22 protein-coding genes and 1 riboswitch are annotated in these 22,569 nt (G+C 73.2%); of the genes, 11 read left to right on the plus strand and 11 right to left on the minus strand.

The window, feature by feature from the left end; genetic code table 11:
• Positions 1-83 precede the first annotated feature (83 nt).
• From ACN260_RS09345 to ACN260_RS09360, 4 genes are all read right to left on the minus strand, one after another.
• Positions 84-1,481 carry a transposase gene (locus ACN260_RS09345; protein ID WP_422755563.1) on the minus strand — a complete coding sequence of 466 codons (1,398 nt, stop codon included), beginning with the start codon at positions 1,479-1,481 and terminating at the stop codon, positions 84-86.
• A gap of 186 nt (positions 1,482-1,667) precedes the next feature.
• A complete protein-coding gene (locus ACN260_RS09350) occupies positions 1,668-2,210 on the minus strand; it encodes a carboxyl transferase domain-containing protein (RefSeq protein ID WP_422755564.1) in 543 nt (180 codons plus the stop codon).
• Positions 2,211-2,219: 9 nt separating this feature from the next.
• Positions 2,220-2,495 (minus strand): acyl carrier protein, encoded by a 276-nt coding sequence (locus ACN260_RS09355; protein ID WP_422755565.1) that lies wholly within the window; start codon positions 2,493-2,495, stop codon positions 2,220-2,222.
• Positions 2,496-4,106 (minus strand): amino acid adenylation domain-containing protein, encoded by a 1,611-nt coding sequence (locus ACN260_RS09360; protein ID WP_422755566.1) that lies wholly within the window; start codon positions 4,104-4,106, stop codon positions 2,496-2,498.
• 290 nt (positions 4,107-4,396) lie between these two features.
• On the opposite strand from ACN260_RS09360, the gene ACN260_RS09365 reads away from it, so the two are divergent.
• The 7 genes from ACN260_RS09365 (at position 4,397) to ACN260_RS09395 (ending at position 10,584) form a co-directional block, all read left to right on the plus strand.
• Complete coding sequence (locus ACN260_RS09365) at positions 4,397-5,356, plus strand: hypothetical protein (RefSeq protein ID WP_422755567.1); 960 nt, start codon at positions 4,397-4,399, stop codon at positions 5,354-5,356.
• A gap of 61 nt (positions 5,357-5,417) precedes the next feature.
• A complete protein-coding gene (locus ACN260_RS09370) occupies positions 5,418-5,660 on the plus strand; it encodes an acyl carrier protein (protein ID WP_422755568.1) in 243 nt (80 codons plus the stop codon).
• 7 nt (positions 5,661-5,667) lie between these two features.
• Positions 5,668-7,380: an AMP-binding protein gene (locus tag ACN260_RS09375; protein WP_422755569.1), complete on the plus strand. Its 1,713-nt coding sequence runs from the start codon at positions 5,668-5,670 to the stop codon at positions 7,378-7,380.
• Complete coding sequence (locus ACN260_RS09380) at positions 7,377-8,417, plus strand: hypothetical protein (protein ID WP_422755570.1); 1,041 nt, start codon at positions 7,377-7,379, stop codon at positions 8,415-8,417. The genes ACN260_RS09375 and ACN260_RS09380 overlap by 4 nt, the downstream gene beginning before the upstream one ends.
• Positions 8,414-9,172, plus strand: coding sequence for a hypothetical protein (locus ACN260_RS09385; protein WP_422755571.1), 759 nt, complete (start codon positions 8,414-8,416; stop codon positions 9,170-9,172). The genes ACN260_RS09380 and ACN260_RS09385 overlap by 4 nt, the downstream gene beginning before the upstream one ends.
• A gap of 118 nt (positions 9,173-9,290) precedes the next feature.
• Positions 9,291-9,484, plus strand: a riboswitch (cobalamin riboswitch).
• 37 nt (positions 9,485-9,521) lie between these two features.
• Positions 9,522-10,166 (plus strand): 5,6-dimethylbenzimidazole synthase, encoded by a 645-nt coding sequence (gene bluB, locus ACN260_RS09390; protein WP_422755572.1) that lies wholly within the window; start codon positions 9,522-9,524, stop codon positions 10,164-10,166.
• A gap of 73 nt (positions 10,167-10,239) precedes the next feature.
• Positions 10,240-10,584, plus strand: a complete 345-nt coding sequence (locus tag ACN260_RS09395; protein WP_422755573.1) for a hypothetical protein — start codon at positions 10,240-10,242, stop codon at positions 10,582-10,584.
• A 74-nt stretch (positions 10,585-10,658) separates the two neighbouring features.
• Here the strand turns inward: ACN260_RS09395 and ACN260_RS09400 are convergent, their stop codons facing one another.
• The 3 genes from ACN260_RS09400 to ACN260_RS09410 are packed head-to-tail and all read right to left on the minus strand — an operon-like array spanning position 10,659 to position 13,565.
• Positions 10,659-11,477: an ABC transporter ATP-binding protein gene (locus ACN260_RS09400; RefSeq protein WP_422755574.1), complete on the minus strand. Its 819-nt coding sequence runs from the start codon at positions 11,475-11,477 to the stop codon at positions 10,659-10,661.
• 43 nt (positions 11,478-11,520) lie between these two features.
• Complete coding sequence (locus ACN260_RS09405; protein WP_422755575.1) at positions 11,521-12,543, minus strand: FecCD family ABC transporter permease; 1,023 nt, start codon at positions 12,541-12,543, stop codon at positions 11,521-11,523.
• Positions 12,540-13,565 carry a FecCD family ABC transporter permease gene (locus tag ACN260_RS09410; protein WP_422755576.1) on the minus strand — a complete coding sequence of 342 codons (1,026 nt, stop codon included), beginning with the start codon at positions 13,563-13,565 and terminating at the stop codon, positions 12,540-12,542. The genes ACN260_RS09405 and ACN260_RS09410 overlap by 4 nt, the downstream gene beginning before the upstream one ends.
• 103 nt (positions 13,566-13,668) lie before the next feature.
• Here ACN260_RS09410 and ACN260_RS09415 point away from each other — a divergent pair, with 103 nt between their 5' ends.
• Both ACN260_RS09415 and ACN260_RS09420 read left to right on the plus strand, forming a co-directional pair.
• On the plus strand, positions 13,669-14,718 hold the full coding sequence (locus ACN260_RS09415) for an ABC transporter substrate-binding protein (protein ID WP_422755577.1): 1,050 nt from the start codon (positions 13,669-13,671) through the stop codon (positions 14,716-14,718).
• The gene (locus tag ACN260_RS09420; protein WP_422755578.1) at positions 14,715-15,626 is read left to right on the plus strand and encodes a siderophore-interacting protein; all 912 of its coding nucleotides are present in this window, start codon (positions 14,715-14,717) and stop codon (positions 15,624-15,626) included. The genes ACN260_RS09415 and ACN260_RS09420 overlap by 4 nt, the downstream gene beginning before the upstream one ends.
• Here the strand turns inward: ACN260_RS09420 and ACN260_RS09425 are convergent.
• Positions 15,568-16,599, minus strand: a complete 1,032-nt coding sequence (locus ACN260_RS09425; RefSeq protein WP_422755579.1) for a LacI family DNA-binding transcriptional regulator — start codon at positions 16,597-16,599, stop codon at positions 15,568-15,570. The genes ACN260_RS09420 and ACN260_RS09425 overlap by 59 nt on opposite strands.
• 74 nt (positions 16,600-16,673) lie before the next feature.
• Between ACN260_RS09425 and ACN260_RS09430 the strand changes: the two genes are divergently transcribed.
• Positions 16,674-17,666 carry a P1 family peptidase gene (locus tag ACN260_RS09430; protein ID WP_422755580.1) on the plus strand — a complete coding sequence of 331 codons (993 nt, stop codon included), beginning with the start codon at positions 16,674-16,676 and terminating at the stop codon, positions 17,664-17,666.
• Positions 17,667-17,706: 40 nt separating this feature from the next.
• Here ACN260_RS09430 and ACN260_RS09435 read toward each other — a convergent pair whose 3' ends face one another.
• From ACN260_RS09435 to ACN260_RS09445, 3 genes are all read right to left on the minus strand, one after another.
• On the minus strand, positions 17,707-18,390 hold the full coding sequence (locus tag ACN260_RS09435; RefSeq protein ID WP_422755581.1) for a trypsin-like serine protease: 684 nt from the start codon (positions 18,388-18,390) through the stop codon (positions 17,707-17,709).
• Between the two features lie 181 nt (positions 18,391-18,571).
• Complete coding sequence (locus tag ACN260_RS09440) at positions 18,572-19,441, minus strand: NAD(P)-dependent oxidoreductase (protein WP_422755582.1); 870 nt, start codon at positions 19,439-19,441, stop codon at positions 18,572-18,574.
• Positions 19,442-19,577: 136 nt separating this feature from the next.
• Positions 19,578-20,783 carry a pyridoxal phosphate-dependent aminotransferase gene (locus ACN260_RS09445; protein ID WP_422755583.1) on the minus strand — a complete coding sequence of 402 codons (1,206 nt, stop codon included), beginning with the start codon at positions 20,781-20,783 and terminating at the stop codon, positions 19,578-19,580.
• A gap of 374 nt (positions 20,784-21,157) precedes the next feature.
• Between ACN260_RS09445 and ACN260_RS09450 the strand changes: the two genes are divergently transcribed.
• Positions 21,158-22,564 carry an NAD(P)/FAD-dependent oxidoreductase gene (locus ACN260_RS09450; protein ID WP_422755584.1) on the plus strand — a complete coding sequence of 469 codons (1,407 nt, stop codon included), beginning with the start codon at positions 21,158-21,160 and terminating at the stop codon, positions 22,562-22,564.
• Positions 22,565-22,569 lie beyond the last annotated feature (5 nt).

Raw genomic sequence — 22,569 nt, forward strand, 5'->3', positions numbered from 1 at the left:
GAGCGACACCGACCGTGGCGCCGGCGGCCGGACCTGCCGGGCGTCGCCCGGCGAGCTGGTCCGGAGAATCTGGCCGGGGGAGCCTAGCCCAGGATCGCCTCGATCAGCCGCATGGTGCCGTCCCGCTCCCAGGTCGACTGGTACTTGGTGAGGGTCCGGGCGGGTGGATAGTGCCCCGGCATGTTCACCCAGGCGCAGCCGGTGCGTTTGCGGTGGTGGATCGCTTCCACGATCAGCCGGAGGTCGTACCGCCGGCTGCGCTGCGGGTTTCCGCCGGGCAGGATCGCCGCGACCTGCCGCCACTGCTCGTCGGTGATGCCGCCCAGCGGCGACCGTCCGTGCTGCTCGTCCCGTTCGGGCCGGCGGGATGGTGGTCGCGGTGCCTCGACGGCTCTCGGCGCTTCGACCGGTTCGGGCGGTTCCGCACCGTCCTGCCGGTTCTCCCTGGCCGACAGTCGGGCCCGTGCCGCCGCCGCGATCTGTTCCCGGACCGGCATCGGCTGGGCCGGCGGATATCCGGTGAAGCCGGGTTCGAGGGCGGCGGTGAGGTGCCCGCACGCCTGGCGGAGCTGCTCCCACTCCGGGGCGAGGGCCAGCAGGTTGGCGGTCGCCGGATCGTCGGGCTGCCCCTGCCACCCGCCGAACGCCTGGAGGCGACCCAGGACCACCGGTTGACGGTGGGCGTACCAGGCCAGGACGCGGGCGATGGCATCGTGCACCGACGACCGGTACTCCTCCTGGTACGGCCCGGCGAGGTTGAACGCGTACGTCTGCGTGTTGTAGTCGGCGATGTCGGTGGCGAGGTCCGGGCAGTCCGCCAGCACCTGCGGGAACCGGGCGGGTTCCAGGTAGTCCAGCCACCGGGGCGCCGGCTGGTCGCCGCCGTCAGGTGCCGGGTCGCCGGGCTGACCGGTCAGGTCCGGTTGCGCGTCGGTGGCGGTCAGATACCACTGCCGCAGGTGCTCGTCGCAGGCCGCGGCGAAGTACGGCAGGTACGCCCCGGCGACCTCGCCGGCGAGGGCCTCGGCGGCGACCGACCAGAGGGCGAACGTGAACCCGGTGTCCACCTCGAACACCTGCGCCAACCGGGCGACCAGGGCGTACATGTCGTCGATCTGTGCGAACTCCGCGACGAGCGCCGGATCGACCTCCCCGAACGCCACCGCCAGGGGGTGGTCGACCCACGGCGGCCGGACGGTGTCCACCAGCGCGACGACGAGGTGGTCCCGGTCCAGTTGCCCACCGGCGTGCTGCTGGAGCAGTGTGATCGTGGCCAGGCTACGGCGCAGCTGGTCGACGCCGGTGTGGGCGGCCTGCTCGTCGGCCCAGGCATGGAACATCGCCAGGCAGGTGCCGTTCTGCTGGGTCTCGGCCCAGGTGAGGCGCTGGAAGTACGCCGGCTCGTGTTCGGCGAGCCAGGCGAAGGTCGGGGCGAACGTGTGTTGCCATGGCGCCGGCTGGACGTCCTGATGCGGATGCACGCCTGTCTCCCGGTCGGTGGGCGGGTCCGCACCAGCGTGCGCCGGATCTGCCGGCCCCTTCCCCGGTCGCCGGCCGGTCCTGCGGGCAGTCCGGGTTGCCCCTACGGGCAGCGCGGCACCGGCCGGTGCGGGCGCGGCGACGTCGGGACGCGGTGCCCACCGCGGGCCGGCTGGACAGATCCCGGGCTAGAGCGGAATGTTGCCGTGCTTCGCGGTCCGTTCTGCCAGCGGCCTCCGGCTGAGCAGGCGCAGGGCGGCCGCTATCTGCCTGCGGGAGTCCGCCGGCGGGATGACGGCGTCGATGAAGCCGCGTTCGGCGGCCAGGTACGGCGAGCCGTACTTCGCCTGGTAGTCCTCCATCAGCTTGGCCCGGGCCTGTTCCGGCTCAGCCGCGGTGGCGAGTTCCGCGCGGTGCAGGATGTCAACTGCGGCAGGGGCACCCATTACGGCGATCTCCGCGGTGGGCCAGGCGAAGTTCATGTCGGCACCGAGATGTTCGGAGCCCATGACACCGTAGCCGCCGCCGTACGCTTTGCGCAGCACCAGGGTGATGCGCGGGACGGTGGCCTCGGCGAACGCGTACGCCAGTTTCGCCCCGCGTCGGATCATCCCGGCATGCTCTCGATCATCGGGGGCCGGCCGCGCTGACGAGGGAAGAGCGCGCGGTGAAGGACCGCCCGGCGGTTCGGCGCGCGACCGGACGGCGGCGACCACACCGCAGCCGGCCACCGCGACCGGTCACTGTGGGGCGTGCGACAAGGGATCGTCCGTCAGCTCCTGGACCACCGCCCACATGTGGGCGGCGCTGGAGAACAACGCGGGGTCGAGCACCTCGTCGCCGAAGTCGACACCGAACTCCTGCTCCAGCTCCGCCAGCAGCGCCGTCGCCCGCAACGAGTCCAGGCCCAGGTCGACGAGCGGCTCCGCCGGGATGTCCTCGTCCACGCGGAGCGCCGCCAGGTAACGGCGCAGGATCGCCTCGAACGACGCCGGCCAGGTGGTGGGTGACGACATCTAGGTCTCCGTTCCGGGCGGGGCCGCGTCGGCCTGGTCGAGGAACCGTCGGGTCAGCGCCGGATAGTCGACCTTGCCGTTGCCGTTCGTGTCGATCGCCTCCACCGCCAGCCAGCGCGTCGGCAACATGTACGGGGGTAACGTCCGGGCCAGTTCGGACCGTACCGCCGCGTGGTCGGGTGGCCGGCCGCCGGAGGCCACGTAGGCGAGGCCGATCTCGCGCCCGGCGGCCTCGGGGGAGTCCACCGCCACGACCGCCACGTCGGCGAACTCCGGCAGCTGCCGTGCCACCCGGGCGATCTCGTCGAGTTCGATGCGGTACCCGCGGGACTTGATCTGCCGGTCGCCGCGACCGTGGAAGTGGGCGAGCCCCTGCTCGTCGATGCTGGCCCGGTCCCCGGTGCGGTACCAGCGGGTGGCGTCGTCCCCCTCGACGGTGCCGAACGCCGCCGCCGTCTCCGCCGGGCTCCGCCAGTATCCCGGGCTGAGCCCGACCCCGGCGATGTGCAGGTCACCGACCACGCCGGTCGGCACCGGCCGCCGGTGTTCGTCGAACACCCCCAGGCGTTCACCGGGCAGCGGGGTGCCGATCGGCACGTCGGCGCCCGGCGCCGGCGTCGACCCGACGTCGTGGTAGCTGCTCGCGACGGTTGTCTCGGTGGGCCCGTAGAGGTTGGTGAACCGGACGTGTGGCAGGTTCGCCATCCAGTGGCGCAGCCCGTCGACCGGAAAGACGTCCCCGCACCAGACCACCCGGCGCAGTTCCGGCATGTCCCGCACCACGCCACGGCCGGCCATCGCCATCAGGACCGACGGCACGGACGACCACTGGGTCAGCCGCGACTCACGGATGAACCGCGCCAGCAGGTCGGGTACGAGGTTGTAGTGCGCCGGGACCAGGTGCAGCGACGCGCCGGCCGCCACCGCCGAGTAGACGTCGAGCACGGAGAAGTCGAACGACAGCGCCGAGTGGCAGGAGAGCCGGTCCGCGCTGGTCAGTCGGAAGTGCTCCCGCGCCCAGGAGGCGAGACTCAGCACGCTGTCATGCGTGATCGGCACCCCCTTCGGCGTCCCTGTCGAACCCGAGGTGAAGAGCAGGTACGCGAGGTCGGTGGGGGCCGGTTCGGCGGCCGGTGGCGTGGCCGGTGCGGCGGAAACCTCGGCCGGCAGGACGTCCGCCGGTCGCCGCGCGTCCGGCGGTGGGTCGGTGAGCCAGACCGTCACGGCCGACGGACCGTCCCAGCACCGCCGGAGCAGACGGTGGGTGCCGGCGTCCCCGATCATCAACCGGGGCTCGGCCGCGACGATCCGGGGCCGCAGCCGGGCCGGTGGGCTGGCGGTGTCCAGCGGGACGTAGACGCCACGGCACTTCAACACCGCGAAGATGGCGCAGATCGCTGCGGCGGACCGGGGGAGCAGCAGGACGACCCGGTCGCCCGGCCGCAGCCCACGGGACGCCAGGACGTGAGCCAGGCGGCTGCTCTCCCGATCGAGGTCGCCGTAGGTCAGCACGCCGCTGTCGTCGACCACCGCCACGCCCGACGCGTCACGGTGGGCCTGTTCGCGGACGAGATCGACGAGGCTCGCCCGTGCCACGGCGCGTACCCCCATGTCGGGCTTCCCCTCCGCAACCTCGTAGTCGGCGCCGCCGACGAAAATTCCTGCCTTTCTACCACACGCCCGTTGCCGGAAGAGGACGCGGAGTTTCACGGTCGGGGCACCGGGAAGTCGCCACCGCGCTCCTGTTCGGACAGTGCCGCAGAGCCCTGCTTGACACCCGGCATCCGCTCGCCGATTCTCTAGGTGATCACTGGTCGGTGCCGTTCCTCCGGTCGATCCCACCGCCGGTTGCCACCGGTGCGGCCCGTGACGCAGGGCCGCCACGGGAAAGGAGTCCCACGGTGACGGCCGTCCTCGACGAACAGCTCATCGACGACCGGGAGACCACCCCCGAGAGCCTGTACCTGCGCTGGGAGCGGCAGAACTGGTCCACCCAGGACCTGCCGATGGCCGCCGACCGCCCGGCGTGGCAGGCGCTGCGACCCTTCCTCTACCAGGAACTCAAGGCCGCCCTCGTCGAACTCGCCGTCGGCGAGGTCGCCGTCGCCCGACTGCTGACCCCCCTGGTGTACGCGGCCCCCACCCAGGCCGCCCAGTTCTACCTCTCCAGCCAGCTCGTGGACGAGAGCCGGCACAGCATCTTCTTCCTGGGCTACCTCCGGGCGGTGGAAGGGGCCACCGAGCCACCCGACGCGTACGCGCGACGGTGCCGCGCGGAGGCCTCCGCCGCCACGGTGGAACTGTTCGACGCCTACCTGCTGGAACAGACCGAACACGTACGGCGTGACCCGGACGACCGCGACGCCTGGTACGCCGCGGTGACCACCTACCACGTGGTGGCCGAGGGGGCGCTCGCGCTGGTCGTGCTGCGCTCGGTGGCCGAAGCGGTCCGCCGCTGCGGGCAACTGCCCGTGCTGGCCGAGGGACTGCGCAACGTGATCCGCGACGAGTCCCGGCACGTCGGCTTCGGCGTCTGGGCGATGCGCCACGCGGTGGACAACGGCCGCCGGCAGCTCGTCGGCGACCGGGTCCTCGACGCCGTCCCGTACGTGGTGCACGTGCTGGTCGGACCGGAGCGGCGCAACCCGTCGGCGCTGCCGATGGTGGTCCGGGCCCGGGGCCGGCAACTGCGCGACCAGTGGGACACCGCCCGGGACGCGCTGCTGCGCCGCGTGCGCGCCGCCGGTCTCGACGACGTCGACGCACAGGTCACCGAGGTGTGGCGGGCCGCCGAGGAGCGGGCCGTCGCCGACTACGAGAACCGGCACGGCGTGCCACATCCGATCCGGAGCCTGAACTGAGGAAACCGGAGCCTGAGCTGAGGAAACCGGAGCCTGAACTGAGGAAGAAGGAGAAAGTCCGATGGCAGAGCCCGTCGAGGTGACGGTCCGCCAACTGGTGGCCAGCATGGCACCCCAGCCGGCCGGGGACGTCACCGACGGCCAGCGACTCGTCGAGGACCTGCACTTCGACTCGCTCACGCTCATCGAACTGGCCGTCGCGTTGGAGCGGCGGTTCGACCTGCCCCCGATCTCCGACGACGAGGCGATGGACGTCGTCACGGTCGCCGACGTGGTGGCGCTGGTCAGTCAGGCAGCCGGATGACGACGCCATGAGCCTGACCGGCTGGCTCACCGAGCCGCGTACCGGCCACGGAATACGGGTGGCCACCGACGACGCCGGTTGGGCCCGGCACGACTTCCCCGCGCTCGCCGCCGCCGCACTGGACGTGGCCGGACTGCTGCGCGGCACGGGACTGCGCCGGGGTGAGGTGGTTTCGCTCCTGCTGGTGTCACCGGAGACGTTCCTGGCCGGTTTCTTCGGAGTGCTGGCGGCCGGCGGGGTGGTCAACCCGGTGCCGCCGCCCGCCGGGCTCGGCGCGGGTGCGGCGTACCCGGGGCAGCTGACCCACCTGATGCGGGTGGCCGGCACCCGCACCGTGCTGGTCGACCCGCACCTGGCCGGGACCGCCCGCGGCGCCGCAGCCGCCGCCGGTCTGGCGGTGACCGTGCTGACCGTTCCCGGCGACCCGGGCACCGACCGGCCGGGCCGTCCCGGCGCGACCGCCGCCGACCACCCGACGCCACCGGCCGGGGACGAGGTGGCGCTGGTCCAGTTCACCTCCGGATCGTCAGGCCACCCCCGGGCGGTCGCGATCCGCGCCGACAACCTCCTGGCCAACATCACCGCGATCCGCCGCTGGCTCGACATGGGTGCCGCGGACGTGACCGCCACCTGGCTGCCCACCTACCACGACATGGGGCTGATCGGCTGCACGTTGGCCCCGGTGCTCAACCAGAGCGACATCCTCGCCATGCGACCTGACCAGTTCATCCGCTCGCCCCGACGCTGGCTGTCCTGCTTCGGCGAGCAGGGCGCGACGCTGACCGCCGCACCCACCTTCGGCTACGCCTACGCCGCCCGGCGGATCGGCCCGGACGAGCTGGCCGGGATGGACTTCAGCGGCTGGCGGGCCGCGATCGTCGGCGCCGAACGGGTCAGCCGGGGCACCCTGGAGTCGTTCTCGGCGCTGCTCGGCCCGTACGGGTTCCGCACCCGCGCCTTCCTGCCCGCGTACGGGCTGGCCGAGAACACCCTCGTGGCGACCGGCCTGCACCTGGCCCCACCACCGGTGGCGCTGCGGGTCGCCGGCGAGCTGCGCCCCGGCGAGCCGGTCGAGGTGACCGCCGTCGAGGAGGTCGGAACCGACCCGTCGGCCGACGACGACTGGTTGGTCGGCTGCGGCGGTGCCCGCGACGGCGTCGCGGTGAGCGTCGTCGACGACGAGGGCAGGCCGCTGCCGCCCGACGTCGTCGGGGAGATCGCGCTGACCGGCCGGTCAGTGGCCGCCGGATACCACGGGCCCGACGCACCTGACGCCACCTTCGCCGGAGGCCGGCTGCGCACCGGCGACCACGGCTTCCTCCACGACGGCCAACTGTTCGTCCTCGGTCGGGCCGGCGACAGCCTCAAGGTACGCGGACGCAACCTCTACGCGGAGGACCTGGAGGCCCGCCTCGCCGGCGTCGACGGCCTCTCCCCGGAACGGGTCGTGGTGCTGGCCGGCTCCGCCGGCCACACACCCGTACTGCACGCGCTGATCCGGCAGCGGCCGGGTCCGTGGGCCGCGGAGGTCGCGCGGATACTCGGCCGGGAGGGCGGCCCCGGCGTACGGATCCGGGTGCTCAGCGTGCCCGCGCCCGCCGTGGCGCGTACCACCAGCGGCAAACCACGACGGCGGCCCATGTTCCGGGCCGCCACGGACGGCTCCCTCCCCGGCGAGGTGCTCTACGACTCCGCCGAGCCGGCAGCGGGGCCGCGGTGAGCACCGTCACCACGGCGCAGACCGACAGGTGGCTCGCCGCGCTGCGCCGGATCACCCTCGTCCCGCCGGCCCACCGCGAGGCCACCATCGACCGGGCGGGCGCGCTGGGGCTGCTGCGTTGCCCCGCCGAGACACTGGAACTGCTGGTCGAGGCCGGTCTGCCGGTCACCGGCGAGGGCGACGAACGGCGGTTCTGCCACTACGACCTCATCAACCTCGGTCTCTACTCGGGCAGCGGGAACAGCCTGCCGGAGATCGGCTGGGAGTTCGCCTTCCGGTTCTCCCTCAAGCCCGCCGCCACCTGGACCGAACCGAGGTCGTGGCGGATGACCGCGACCCTGAGGTGCCCGGACGGCGGATGCGGCACGGACCCCGGCTGGCTGCTGCACCGACCGGTTCCGGAGCTGACCGGTGGCGCGGCCTCCGGCTGGGCCAGCGCCGCCGGGCCGGTGACCCTGACCGACGACGAGGTACGGCTCCCGCCCGTACCCGACCAGGTCGCCGTCGAACTGGACCTGGTCATCGCGGGCCGGGCGGACCGGATCGTCTCCCCCCGGCTGGCCCGGCTCTTCGCCGACATCCGGCACGGCGGGCCCCGTTTCCAGATGCTGCCGGCGGGTTGGCAGGTCGACCCGGACGACACGCTCGCCAACGGGGTGGTCAACTGCGTCTCCGCCAGCCTGTACCTCGAACGGGAGTGCCGGGCGATGGGGTACGAGGCGTACGCCCGGGGGGGTTGGCTGATCGGCATGATGGACCTCGACCATGCCTGGCTGGAGGTACGCGACGACGACGGCCGGATCAAGGCGGTGGATCCGGTGATGGCGCTGCTGGCCCGCCTGCTCCCCGGCGACCGGACCGCCTTCGAGGAGTTCTGCATCGGCTCCAGCCTCAACCGGGTGTTGCCCTGCGCCTGCCGGGCGGAGGGTCCGATGGCGGTACACCACTGCGGGGGCCGGACCCGGCCGCCCACGGTGGGCACCACCATCAAACCGCTGCGGCCCGGCCGACCCCGGGCGCAGGGACCGCTGCCGTGACCGTCGGGTCCAGGGTGTACCGCGCGGGCACCGAGGCGCGCTATCCGGCCATCACCCAGCGCGGCACCCTGAAACCGACCCACCTGGTGCACCTCCTCGACGAGGTCTCCGCCGGCTGGTGGCAGGAGATGGCCGGCCTCGACCGCTGGTCCTACTTCGAGCGGCACCGGGTCCGCGCCGTGGTGCGGTACGTGCAGGCGTACACCCCGCCGGTGCGGGTGCTTCCCGGAGCGCCGCTCGACGCCGAACTGGCCGTCACCCTCGGCCCCGACCGGCGTGGCTGGTACGGCGGGCACGACGAGCTGACCCTGCGCGCCGCCGACGGGACCGTGGTGGCGGTGTGGACCAGCCGGTGGACCTGGCTGGACGCCGGCACCGGGGCACGACCCACCCCGCGCACCGAGGCGCCCCCGGGCTTCGGCGGCGGGTCGCCTCTCCTGCCGGAGCTGCCGCGCCGACCTCGCAGCGGCGGAACCGAGACGGCGGGTTTCACCTTCAGCGACCGCGAGACGGACCTGAACGACCACGTCTTCTTCGCGTGCTACCTGGAGCGCGGCGAGAACGCGCTGGCCGACGTGGGGGTGCCACCCGGCCGCACCGACACGATCCGGTGCTGGTACCTGCGACCGGCCCGGGCCGGTCAGTCGATCACACCGGCGGTCACCGAGACCACCCACGGGCACGTCGTCGAGCTGCGCTTCGGCGCGGGCGGCTTTCCGGCGGCGGTCTGCGAGTACGCCAGCATCGGACGGTGACCGACCCGGGCCGCGGCACCCGTCACCGCAGCCGGGATCGTCGTCCCGCAGCGTCGCTGTCGGTCGGGCCGGGCCGTGGCCGGCCGGTGTCGGTGGTGCGGGTTAGCATCGGCGGCGGCACGATCGTGCGAGGTGCCCCGCGCAAGCGGGGAGAATCGGGAAGCCGGTGTGAATCCGGCACGGGCCCGCCGCGGTGACCGGGGAGCGACCGTCCAGGCGCGAGGAGCGCAGCCACTGGCCGTACGGCTGGGAAGGCGGACGGGTAGGCGTCGATCCGGGAGTCCGAAGACCGGCCTCGCGTCGAGCGCCCACCCGTCGGGGGTGGGCTGAGCGCAGCGGGAGCCTGCCTGTGGAACTCTACGACGCCATCCACCGCCGCCGGGACGTCCGGGCCGAGTTCACCGGGGAGCCGGTGCCGGCCGACACCCTGCACCGGGTGCTCGACGCCGCGCACGCCGCGCCCAGCGTCGGCAACTCCCAGCCGTGGGACTTCATCCTGGTGCGGGACCCGGCTGTCCGTCGCCGGTTCCACCGGCACGTGCAGGCCGAGCGGGCGACGTTCGCCGCCACCCTGGACGGTGCGGCGGCCGAACGGTTCGCTCGCATCAAGATCGACGGGGTGCTGGAGTCGACGCTGTCGGTCGTCGTCACGTACGACCCGCAGCGCGGCGGCCCGGCGGTGCTCGGGCGGCACGCCATCGCCGACGCCGGCCTCTACTCGGTCTGCCTGGCCATCCAGAACCTGTGGCTCGCCGCCACCGTCGAGGGGCTGGGCGTCGGGTGGGTCTCCTTCTACCGGGAGTCGTTCCTGGCCGACCTGCTGGGTGTGCCGGCCGGTATCCGGCCGGTGGCCTGGCTCTGCGTCGGGCCGGTCACCCACCTGGAGGCCGTGCCCGACCTGGAACGGCACGGGTGGCGGCGACGTCGGCCCCTCGCCGAGGCGGTGCACCACGACCGCTGGCCGCCCCGGGTGGCCGACCAACCGAACGGCTAATTCGACTACGTCGATGCGACGGTTAGGCTGGCATAGCGCTGAGTCACCGCTCGGTTACCTTGAGAGGAGTTCCATGCGTACCACCGTCAAGGTCCTGGCCGCGTCCGCCCTTGCCGCCCTGAGCTTCGCGGCGGTCGGTGCCACGCCGGCCCTCGCCGCCGCCCCGGCACCCTTCTGCGAGTCCGGCGCGTCGCAGTTCTACTGCGACGGCAGCAGCACCGGCACGACGACCTGGAGCATCACCTGGTACTCCGGCAGCGTCGGCACCTTCACCACCGCCGGGCCGACCCTCTTCGCCGCCTGCCCGGCCAGCAACCTCGGCCGCACCGTACGCGCCAGCTACAGCTATGTCGACGGCGGTACCACCCAGTACAGCGGCACCACCCAGTTCATCTGCCGCAGCGGCCCCTGGCAGTAGAGCCGTCCGGCGTCCGCGTCACCCGCGCGGACGCCGGACCGGGGCACGCGCCCCGGCCGCGCCTACCCGGTCGGTCACCAGTCGGTGACCGGGCCGGTCGGGTGCTGGCGGGAAGACTCGGGGAACACGGCTGGCGTGCCCGTCACCGGATCGGGCACGATCCGGCACCGCAAACCGAACACGTCGGCGACGAGGTCCGGGGTGAGCACCTCCGACGGACGACCGGTCGTGGTGACCCGGCCGTCGCGCAGCACCACCAGGTCGGTGGCGTAGCGGGCCGCCTGGTTGAGGTCGTGCAGGACGGCGACCACGGTCCGGCCGTCGGCGTGCAGGTCGGCGAGCAGGTCGAGGACCTCGTACTGGTGGGCGATGTCGAGGTAGGTGGTCGGTTCGTCGAGCAGCAGGATCGGGGTGTCCTGCGCCAGCAGCATGGCCAACCAGGCCCGTTGCCGTTGGCCGCCGGAGAGTTCCGCCAGCACCCGGTCACCGAGGTCGGTGGTCCCGGTGACGGCCAACGCGGCGGTGACCGCCCGTTCGTCCTGCGCCGTCCAGCGGCCCAGCGCCGACCGGTGCGGATGCCGTCCGCGCAGCACCAGGTCGGTGACGGTCATCCCGGCCGGTGCCTCGATGCCCTGGGGGAGCAGCCCCACGGTGCGGGCGTACTGTCGTCGGCGGTAGCCGCGCACGTCGCGGCCGGCCACGGCCACCCGGCCCGCGCTGGGCCGCAACACCCGGGCGATGGTGCGCAGCAGGGTCGACTTGCCGCACCCGTTGGGTCCGATGAAGACGGTGAAGCTGCCCTCGGTGATCCGCAGGGAGACGTCCCGGCAGACGGTCCGCCGGTCGTAGCCGACGGTGACCGAGTCCAGTTCGATGGTGGGCGGGGCGGTCATGGTTGCCTCCGGGGTGGCGGTGCGGTGCGGGACGGGCGGTGGCTCACCCGGGCCTGCCTCGCCAGGTCCAGGCCAGGACGAGAGCGAGGTAGCCGCCGCCGACGACGCCGGTCACCGCGCCGACGGGCAGTTGCTGCCCGGGGACGAGCCGCTGGGCGAGCTGGTCGGCGGCGAGCAGCAGCACGGCGCCGAACACCGCGCTCGTGGTCACCAGGGGAGCGGCGACGCGGGTGAGCCGGCGGGCCAGGTGGGGGGCGGCCAGGGCGACGAAGCCGACCGGTCCGGCACCGGCGACCCCGACGGCGGTCAGCGCGACCGCCAGCGCCGTCGCGGTGAGGCGTTGCCGGCGTACGGGTACGCCGAGGCTGAGCGCCTTGTCCCCGCCGTTCTCGATGAGCCGCAGCCCCCGGGCCGCCAGGACGGCGGGCGGCAGCAGCGCGGCGAGCGCGCCGAGCAGCAGCGGCAGGTGCGTACCGCTGCCGTTGAGGCTGCCGACGAGCCACACCGCGGCGTTCTGCGCGTCGGTCACCTCGGCTCGGGTCAGCAGGTACGCGTTGACGGAGGTGAGCAGGGCGGACAGGCCGATCCCGACGAGGATGAGGCGTTGCCCGGTCCCGCCGAGCAGCAGGGCCGCCCCGGCGACGGCGGCGCCGCCGAGCACCGCGCCCACGGCGGGGGTGAGCCGGGTGTCGTGCAGGACCAGCAGGACGACGAGTGCCCCGGTGGCGGCACCGACGGTGAAGCCGACGATGTCGGGGCTGCCGAGGGGGTTGCGGCTGGCGCTCTGGAAGAGGGCGCCGGCCGCGCCGAGGGCGGCCCCGACGGCGAGCGCGGTGCCGATCCGGGGCAGCCGCAGCTCGAACAGGACGAACCGCAGACCGGGGTCGCCGCCCCCGGTCAGCACCCGCCACAGGTCGTGCGGCGGGGTGGCGTACCGGCCGCTGGCCAGGGCGACGACGGCCAGCCCGGTGCCGAGGGTCAGCGCGACGAGGCAGGCCAGGGTGGCGTGGCGGGTGTGCCGGCGGCGGGTGCGGCGGCCCGGAGCGCCGGTCGCTGTGGTGGTCATGGGCGGGGAATCCTCCGGGCGCGGACCAGGGCGATGAACACGGGCGCGCCGATCGCGCCCATGACGATCGCGACCTCGATCTCGCCGGGTCGGGCCAGGAGCCGGCCGATCACGTCGGCGGTGATCAGCAGGATCGGGCCGAGCAGGCAGGCGTAGGCGACGATCCACCCGAGCCGGGGGCCGCAGATCGCGCGGGCGGCGTGCGGGACGGCGAGCCCGAGGAAGCCGATGGGGCCGGCCACGGCGGTCGCGCCGCCGCAGAGCAGGGTGGTGGCGACCAGCGCGAGCAGCCGGGTGCGGCCGGGGCTGACCCCCAGCGCGGTGCCGCCCTCGTCGCCGAAGCGCAGCACGTCCAGCGGCCGGATCACGCCGACGGTGACGAGCAGGCCGGCGAGCAGCGCCGGTGCCGCCGTGAGCAGGGCGGACAGCGGCTGGTCGGCGAGGCTGCCGACGGCCCAGAAGCGGTACCTGTCGAATGCGGTCTGGTCGATCAGGGTGACACCGGCGACGGCTCCGGTCAGGCAGGCGCCGACGGCCGCGCCGGCCAGGACCAGCCGGCCGTCCTCGGCCCGGCCCGGGCCCCGGGTGCCGCCGATGGCGGTGACCAGGCCGGCGGCGAGGCCCGCGCCGAGCAGGGCGAGCAGCAGGTGTCCGCGCTGGCTGCTCACCCCGGCGAGGATGCCGGCGACCACGGCTGCGGCGGCTCCGGCGTTGACGCCCAGCAGCCCGGGGTCGGCGAGGGGGTTGCGGGTGAGGGCCTGCATCAGGGTGCCGGCCAGGGCCAGGGCCGCGCCGACGCAGACCGCGATCGCCGTACGGGGCAGTCGGACCTCCCGGACGATCAGGCCGGCCTCGCTGTCGCCGTGGGCGACGAGTTCCCGTAGCACGGTGCCGGTCGTCAGGGGCAGTGCGCCGACGGCGAGGCTGGCGGTGATCGCGGCCAGTAGGGCGAGCGCGCAGGCGAGCAGCCCGGCGGCGAGCAGGCGGGGGCGGCGTAAGCCGGCGGGGGTGGCGACCGACACTGTGACTCACTTCATGGTGGAACGTTCCATCACTGGCTAAGGTAAACCTACCCTAAGCCACTGGGAACGTCGTTCTCGCTGCCCCTCCTGAGGATCGAATGCCATGTCACACACCCGCCCACGCCGGCTGAGCACTGTCCTGACCGCCGCCATGCTGGTGCTCGCCGTGCTGGTGGCCGGCGGTTGCGCCGCCGACGGGGCGAAGCCCGCCGACCCCGCGTCCGGATCGTCCGACGCCGCGTTCCCCACCACCCTCACCCACGCCTTCGGCGCGACCACCCTCACCGCCAAGCCCGAACGGATCGTCGTGGTGGGCCTCAAGGAGCAGGACTACTTCCTCGCCCTCGGCGAGGTGCCGGTGGCGATCCGCGACTGGTACGGCAACATGCCGAACGCGACCTGGCCGTGGGCCCGGGAACGACTCGGCACCGCCAAACCGGAGGTGCTGGCCCGCGCCGAACTCGACTACGAACAGATCGCCGCGCTACGCCCCGACGTCATCGTCGGCCTCTCCTCCGGCATGTCCCGCCAGGAGTACGACCTGCTCACCAAGATCGCCCCCACCGTCGCCCAGCCGGCCGGCGACGGCAGTTGGGCGGTGACCTGGCAGCAGATGACCCGGGCCGCCGGTCAGATCACCGGCCGCAGCGCCGAGGCCGAGAAACTCGTCACCGACCTGGAACAGCGGATCGCCTCGGTCGCCGCCGCGCATCCCCGCCTCAAGGGCGCCCGCACCGTGTTCGCCTCCACCTACGAAGGCCAGTACTACCTGTTCAGCCCCGAGACCACCGCCTCGAAGGTGCTGCTCGACCTGGGGCTGACCATGACGCCCGAGGTCACCACCCTCACCGCGAACGCCAACCAGTCCGCCACCATCAGCCGCGAACGGTTCGACCTGGTGGACGTGGACGTCGCCGTCTGGTCCGAAGCGGCCACCGACCCCGGCGTGACCACCCTGCTCGGCGACCCGCTCTACACCCGGCTGGACGTCCGCACCCAACGCCGGGACGTCTTCCTCGGCACCGAGGCCAACGGCGCGCTGGCGTTCGCCTCCGTGCTGAGCCTGCCCTACGTCCTGGACAAGATCGTCCCCGCGCTCGCCACCGCGGTCGACGGCGACCCGGCCACCGACTCGGAGTTCAGTGCGAAATGACCGACACACTCACCCGTCCCGGCTTCTGGACCGCCACCGTGCACGAGGTACGGCGGCTGACCCCGCACCTGCAACGGGTCGTCCTCGGCGGCCCCGACCTCGTCCGCTTCCCCGCCCTGGGCCTGCCGGACGAGTCGGTGACGCTCTACTTCCCCCGTCCCGGCGAGTCGGCCCCGCCGCCGATGACCCTGCGCGGCGAGGTGTGGGGCTACCACGACGAGCAGCACCCGCCCATCGGCCGCAACTACTCCGTCCGCGCCGTCGACCCCGTCGGAGCGCGGCTGACCATCGACTTCGCCCTGCACGACCACGGCCCCGCCACGTCCTGGGCGCGGCAGGCCGAGACCGGCGCGGGTCTGCTGCTGTGGCGCTGCCGCGCCTGGTTCCGCCCTCCCGCCGACACCCGCTGGCTGGTGCTCGCCGCCGACCTGTCCGGGCTGCCCGCCGCGACCCGTGCCGTCGCGGAACGTACCCCCGGCCTCCCGGTACGGGTGCTGGTGGACCTGCCGGACCTGGCCGACGCCCGGGACCTGCTCGCCGCCGCCGGCGACGACCCCACCGTGCACGTCGACGTACGGGTCGGGGTCGGTAACGGCCGGGGCCCGGGCAGCCTCGTCGACCGGCTGCGGGAGACCACGCTGCCCGACGGCCCCGGCTACGTGTGGGTCGCGGGCGAGGCGGGGGAGTGCCGCCAGGCCCGGTCCGTGCTGCGTACCGTGCACCGGCTGCCCCGCGACCGCGCCGTCTGCGTGGGCTACTGGCGCACCGACGCCGCTGACTGGGAACGCCGCTACGCCCGCTTCCGCCCCCTGCTCGACCAGGTCTACCAGGACGGTCTCGCGGCCGGGCTCAACCCGGTGGAAGCGGGCGACCGGATGGAGGAGGCCCTGGAACGGATGACCCGGTGACCGGTCCCCGGGTCGACTCCCGCCACCACAGGTGGACCGGATGCTCGTAGACCCCGCCCGGGCCGCCGCCGATCAGGTCGTCGAGCAGGTCGGCGCAGCGGCGGCCGGCGTCCAACGGCGACAGGTCGAGCGCGGTGACCGGCGGCTGGCCCAGCCGCAGCGCGCTCGACTCGGTGGCACTGGCCAGCAGGACGTCCCGCCCGACCCGGCGGCCGAGCCGGCGCAGCACCTGCACGGCCGTCGGCGCGGTGTCCACCGAGGCGCACACCAGGGCGTCCACCCCCGGCGCGGCGAGCACCTGCTCGACCGCCCGGGACACCTCCGCCGGCGACGGCACCCACGGATGGTGCGCCACCACGGGGGCGACGCCGTGCCGGGCGCACCACTCCCGGTACGCCGCCGCCAACTGGGCCGCCCAGTCGCCCGTCTCCGGTGGCACCACCAGGGCGGGACGCCGGGCCCCGGCCCCGGCCGTCCGGTCCAGCAGCCCGGTGAGCGCCCGGTGGTGGTCCGCCCAGAGCACGACGTCCGCGCGCATCCCGGCCGGGGGCCGTTCGAAACACACGACCGGCATGCCACCCTGCATCAGGACCGGCACGAACGCGTCGTCCCGGTGCGGATCGGCCACGATCACCCCGTCGAGCGCGCGGGGCGACCGGCGTTCCGAGGCGGTCAGGATCGAGACGTCCCGGTCGCGGGCGGCCGCGCGTTCCAGGACGCCGAAGACGAACCGCATGTAGAACTCCGACGTGGACGGCACGCCCGGAACGTAGACGCCGACGACGCCGGTGCGCCCGCCCCGCAACTGCCGGGCCGCCCGGTTCGGGACGTACCCCAGTTCCTCCATCGCCGCGCGGACCCGTTCCCGGGTCGCCTCGGAGACCCGGCCGGAACACGACAGCACATTGGAAACGGTGGACTTGCCGACACCCGCCCGGCGCGCGACATCGTGCAGCGTGACGGGACGGGCCATCAACCCAGTCTAGGGAACCGGACCCCGGTCGGGACACGCCACCACCACACCCCCCACGGAAGACGGTGATCCTCATGTCCGGGCACCATCCCGCCCCGCCGCGTACGACGGCACCCGTCGGCAACGACCACCGGCGACGACCCGCCGTGCTCGGCGCGGCGGGCGACGGGTGGGTCGACTTCGACCTGCCCGGCGTGGCGATCGGCACCGCCGAGTATCCCGACGGCCCGACCGGCGTCACCGTGCTCAGCATCCCCGGCGGCGCGCGTACCGCCGTCGACAAGCGGGGCGGGGCCGTCGGGGTCAGCGGCGGCTTCCCGTACCACCACGCGTTGTGTTTCGCCGGCGGGTCGAGCTTCGGGCTCGCCGCGGCGTCAGGTGTCTACGACGAACTGCTCCGCCGCACCGGCTACGCGACCGACTTCGGCAGCCTGCCGGTGGTCTCCGGGGCCGTCGTCTACGACTTCACGCCCCGCGACAACGCCATCTACCCCGACGCCCGGCTCGGCGCCGACGGGCTGCGCGCGGTACGCGCCGACCGGGTGGCCGTCGGGAGGGTCGGCGCGGGTGTCGGCGCGACCGTCGGCAAGGTCGACAACGCCCGCGCCGAGTGGGGCGGGCAGGGTGCCGCCTTCGCCCGCGTCGGCGCGGCCCGGCTGCTGGTGCTGACCGTGGTCAACGCGATGGGTGTGATCGTCGACCGTGACGGCGGGATCGTGCGGGGCAACCTCGACCCGGCGACCGGCCGGCGTCGCCACCCGGCCGAGGACTACGCCGAGCTGGTCGCGACGGCCACCCCGGACCTCGCGCCCACCGGCGGGAACACCACCCTGACCGCCGTGGTCACCAACGTCCGGATGACCGACACCGAACTCGCCCAGTTCGCCACCCAGGTGCACAGCTCCATGCACCGGGCGATCCAGCCGTTCCACACCATCGCCGACGGCGACACCCTGTTCGCCCTGACCACCGACGAGGTGACGGTGCCCGCCCCGTCGCTGCGGCTGGGCACGGTCGCCGCCGAACTGGCCTGGGACGCCGTCCTCTCCAGCGTCGACGCCGCCTGACGACGACCCCGCCCACGCCGCCCGGGCGATCAGACCGGGTTCAGTCGATTCCGTCGACCCCGCTGACGCTCTTGATCCAGCCGGCCAGGAAACCGGTGGGAACGGACAGTCCACCCAGGGCGTCGTCGGAGTGGGTGAACACGGCCTGGACGCGGTTGTTCTGCCAGACCGCCGCCCCGGAGTCACCGTCCAGGGGAACCCCGTTGATTCCCTCCAACTCCAGCTCCGAGGCGATGGATCGCTCGACCCGCAGGCTGCACACCCGCAGGGTCGACGCCGGAGGCCCGTTCTCCTCGGTCTGCCCCCAGCCGCGGATGGCTACGGTGACCCCGGTCTTGAGCAGAGCCGTGTCTCTGCTGTAGGGAACGACGAGATTGCTCTGGGTGACGTTCGACGCCAGATGCAGGACCGCCATGTCGTAGCCCTTCGGCGCCGCCGCCGTGCCGTCGACGATGATGCGCTGACCGCTGCCGAGACGCTTGTCGCCCGCCTTGACCACGAGGCGGCTGCTGTGGAGGCAGTGTGCCGCGGTGAGCACGTAGTGCACATGGATGAGCGAGCCGGTACAGCGGAAGTCGGCCCCTCCGTTGTTCCAGATCTGCACCTGCCCGTGCAGCGACGACGTGGTGGTGCCGCCGGCGATCGCCGATGCGGGGGTCTGCGGGCCGACCACCAGCACGGCAACGCACAGCACGGCGAGAATAGCTCTACAGAACGGTTTCACCGGCGCTCCTCCGCTCTGCACCCCGATGAGCCGAACGGCCCGGCCGCGCGTTGTCAGCATGCCCGATCCGGACACCGTCCACAATCACCACTGCCACCCGACGCGCGACACGACTGCTCCCGAGGCGGGAACCAGGCCGAGTGCGCCCGGTTCAGGCGGACACTCGGCCGCCGGAGCGGCGTCACGGGACGAAGCTGGCGTGGTACGACGCCGCCATGTCCTCGTCGCCGTGACCCTGCGCGGCGGCGCGCCGGAACCGCTCCGCACCGGCGGCCAGGACATCGAGGCGTACCCCGTGATCTTCGCCGGCCGCGACGATCAGCCGGGCGTCCTTCTCGGCGGTCTCCACCGCGAAGCTCGCCGGCGACAGCCGGCCCTGCCGTACCAGGTCGGTCTTGGCGTGCAGGTAGCCCATGTCCAGCGGACCGCCCTCGATCACCGCGAAGAACCGGTCCGGGTCGACGCCGAGTGCCCCGGCCAACGCCAGCATCTCCACCGCGCCGTGCGTCACCGTCAGGACCCAACTGTTCGCCACCAGCTTCAACCGGGTGCCGTCGCCCCGCGCGCCGTCCTCACCCAGCCACACCACCCGGGCCGCGATCGCGTCGAACACCGCGGTGAGCCTCTCCCGGCCGGTCTGCGGCCCGGCGGCGAGCACGGTCAACTGGCCGGCCTCGGCGGGCTGCCGGGTGCCGAGCACCGGCGCGTCGTAGAACGCCACCCGGTGCTCTGCGGCGACCTCGGCGAGCCCGGCGGTGTCGGCGAGGCCCACGGTGGTCGTCTGCAACCAGGCCGCGCCCGGCCTGAGCGCCGGTGCGGCCCGCCCGATCACGTCGCGGACGGTCGCCCCGTCGTACAGCATCGTGATGATCACGTCGGCGTCGCGGACGGCGTCGGCCGGGGTGTCCGCCACGGTCGCGCCGGTCGCTGCCGCCTTGTCCGGGGACCGGTTCCACACGCGGACGGCGTGCCCCGCCCGGACGAGATTGCCGGCCATGGCGGCACCCATGATGCCCGCGCCCAGCACCCCTACGGTCAACTCGTCGGTCATGGGTCCATCCTCGCCCACGACCGGCCGCCGCACCGTGCGGTCGGGGCGGTGTCCTCCCCGCCGACCTGGCAGCCCCGTCCGAGCCCCTGGGTGAGGTGTCGCCTGCGGTGGAGGGCGGTGCGTGGCGGCCGGCCTCCTACTGCCGGTAGGTGGACAGGAAAGTGCGGATGCGGCCGATGGCGTCGTCGAGGACGTCGGTGGGGGCCAGGAACACCATGCGCAGGTGGTCCGGGGTGTCGATGTTGAAGCCGCTGCCGTGCGAGATCAGCAGGTGCTGCTGCTCCAGCAGGTCGATCACGAGCTTCTCGTCGTCGTGGATCTTGTGGACGGCCGGGTCGAGGCGGGCGAACAGGTAGAGCGCGCCGTCCGGCTTGACGCAGTCGACGCCGGGGATCGCGACGACCTCACGCCAGGCGTGGTCGCGCTGTTCCAGCAGCCGCCCGCCGGGCCGGATCAGCTCGTCGATGCTCTGGTAGCCGCCGAGCGCGGTCTGGATGGCGTGCTGGGCCGGCACGTTCGGGCAGACCCGGAGGTTGGCCAGCAGTTGCAGCCCGTTCAGGTAGTCCGTGTCGGTGCCGGTGAAGCCGCTGGTGGCGAGCCAGCCGGAGCGGAATCCGGCGGCCCGGTAGACCTTCGACAGGCCGCCCATGCTGACCACCGGCACGTCCGGGGCGAGCGCTGCGAGCGTGTGGTGGGTGGCGCCGTCGTAGACGATCCGGTCGTAGATCTCGTCGGCGAAGATCATCAGGCCGTGCCGGCGGGCCAGTTCGATCATGCCGAGCAGGGTCTGCTCCGAGTACACCGCGCCGGTCGGGTTGTTCGGGTTGATCACCACGAGGGCGCGGGTGCGTTCGGTGATCCGCGAGGCCAGGTGCTCCAGGTCGGGCTGCCAGCCGGCGCTCTCGTCGCAGCGGTAGTGCACGGCCTGACCGCCGCACAGATTCACCGCGGCGGTCCAGAGCGGGTAGTCCGGGCTGGGCACCAGCACCTCGTCGCCGGAGTCGAGCAGTGCCTGCAACACCATCATGATCAGCTCGGAGACCCCGTTGCCGAGCAGCACGTCGTCCGGCTGGACGCCGGTCACGCCCAGGTTCTGGTACCGCTGGGCGACGGCGACCCGCGCCGAGTAGATGCCCCGGGCGTCGCTGTAGCCCTGCGCCTCGACGAGGTTCTGCACCACGTCGGCGACGATCGGATCGGGCGTGGCCAGCCCCCAGGGTGCGGGGTTGCCCAGGTTCAGCTTGAGGATCCGGTGGCCGGCGGCCTCCATCTCCTGGGCCCGCCGCAGCACCGGGCCCCGGATGTCGTACCGGACACTCTTGAGCCGTTTGGCCTGCCGCATCGGACCCCCTCGACCGCCTGGACACTTTGCCCCGGAAAGCACCCTAGTACGGCCACCGGAAGGGCTGCTGCTCCGGCCCACCGCCACAGCCCGCCCGGTGACGGAGCGTAGCGGTGAGCGCACCGATATTCATGTACGATCGTCTATCTCATTCGTGCGAGGATGGGGATGCTTGTGCTGCTTCGTTCGTCATCGGATCCGACCCGTGCGGCGCGCGACCGCCGGTACGGGACCAACGGCACACGCTTGCCGGCCCGACCATGACCGGCACCACCCCCTGATTCCTGCTGCGGCCCCGGTGGCCGCCGTGGAAACGCGCGTCGTCGTGCACCATCCCTGCGTGGCTACGGCCGGAACGGCAAGGTGGCAGAGACATGAAGGTCCTCGTGATAGGTGGTGGCCCGGCCGGGAGCACCGCGGCAACGGCGATGGCCCAGGCCGGCCTCGACGTGCGACTCGTCGAGAGCGCCCACTTCCCGCGGTACCACGTGGGCGAGTCGCTCACCCCGTCGTGCCGGGTGGTGCTGGACGCCATCGGCATGTCGAAGACCCTCGACGACCACGGCTTCGTGAAGAAGAACGGAGGCGTCATCCACTGGGACGACGACCAGTGGGCGTTCGACTGGCAGGCGCAGTCCGGGGTGCAGTCGTGGCAGGTCGACCGCAGCGAGTTCGACGCGCTGCTGCTGGAGCACGCCCGCCGCAACGGGGTAGCCGTCACCACCGGTGTCACCGGTCGGTCGGTGCGCTTCGCCGACGGCCGGCCGGTGGCCGTCGAGTGTGCCCCGGACGACGGTGAGCCGTTCACCATCGACGACTTTGACTTCCTGATCGACGCCACCGGGCGCAACGGGCTGCTCAGCGCCCGGCACTTCGGCAACCGCGAGCCGCTGAACAACCTGCGCAACGTCGGCATCTGGGGCTACTGGACCGGCGCCACGCTGCTGCCCGAGACGCCGTCCGGTGGGATCAACATCATCTCCTCGCCGGAGGGCTGGTACTGGGTCATCCCGATGGCCGGCGGGCGGATGAGCATCGGGTACGTCACCACCAAGGACGCCTTCGCGCGTGACCGTCACCAGCACCCGTCGTCGGACGACCTGTACCGGCACCTCATCGCGGCCTCGCCGACCATCGCGGGCCTGACCGCGGGGGCGGAGTTCCTCGGCGTGACGAGGGTCGAGACCGACTACTCGTACATCGCGGACCAGTTCTGCGGGCCGGGTTACGCGATCGTGGGCGACGCGGCGTGCTTCCTGGACCCGCTGCTGTCCACCGGCGTGCACCTCGCGCTCTACAGCGCGTTGACCGCCGCCGCGTGCGTCGCCTCGGTGGACCGGGGCGAGGTCGACGAGGCGGAGGCCCTGCGGTTCTTCGAGTTCGCCTACCGGCGCGCGTACATGCGGCTGTTCGCGCTGGTGACCATCATGTACGAGCGCTACCTGGGCAAGGACGGCTTCTTCCGCACCTCCGACCGGTTGATCGGCGACGAGCCGTCCGGGCAGCCGGACGCCGACGTCTCCTCCCGCTCCTTCGCCGAGATCATCGGTGGCCTGTCCGACCTGCGGGAGGCGGCCGACTCGTCCACCCGCGTCATCACCGACCGCCTGCGGGAGGAGGCGGTGCGGGCGCAACTGCAGGTGGTGCACGCACCCGACTCCGACGGACCCGACTTCACCCCGGTGCGGGGCAACCCCCTGTCCGACGCGGAGTCGGCCGACTACCGTCTCGTCACCAGTCCGCGACTCGGCCTCGAACGGGTCCGTGCGACGCACCCCTGAACCCG

The sequence above is a fragment of the Micromonospora sp. WMMD708 genome (assembly GCF_049315245.1).
Taxonomy (GTDB): Bacteria; Actinomycetota; Actinomycetes; order Mycobacteriales; family Micromonosporaceae; genus Micromonospora; species Micromonospora wenchangensis.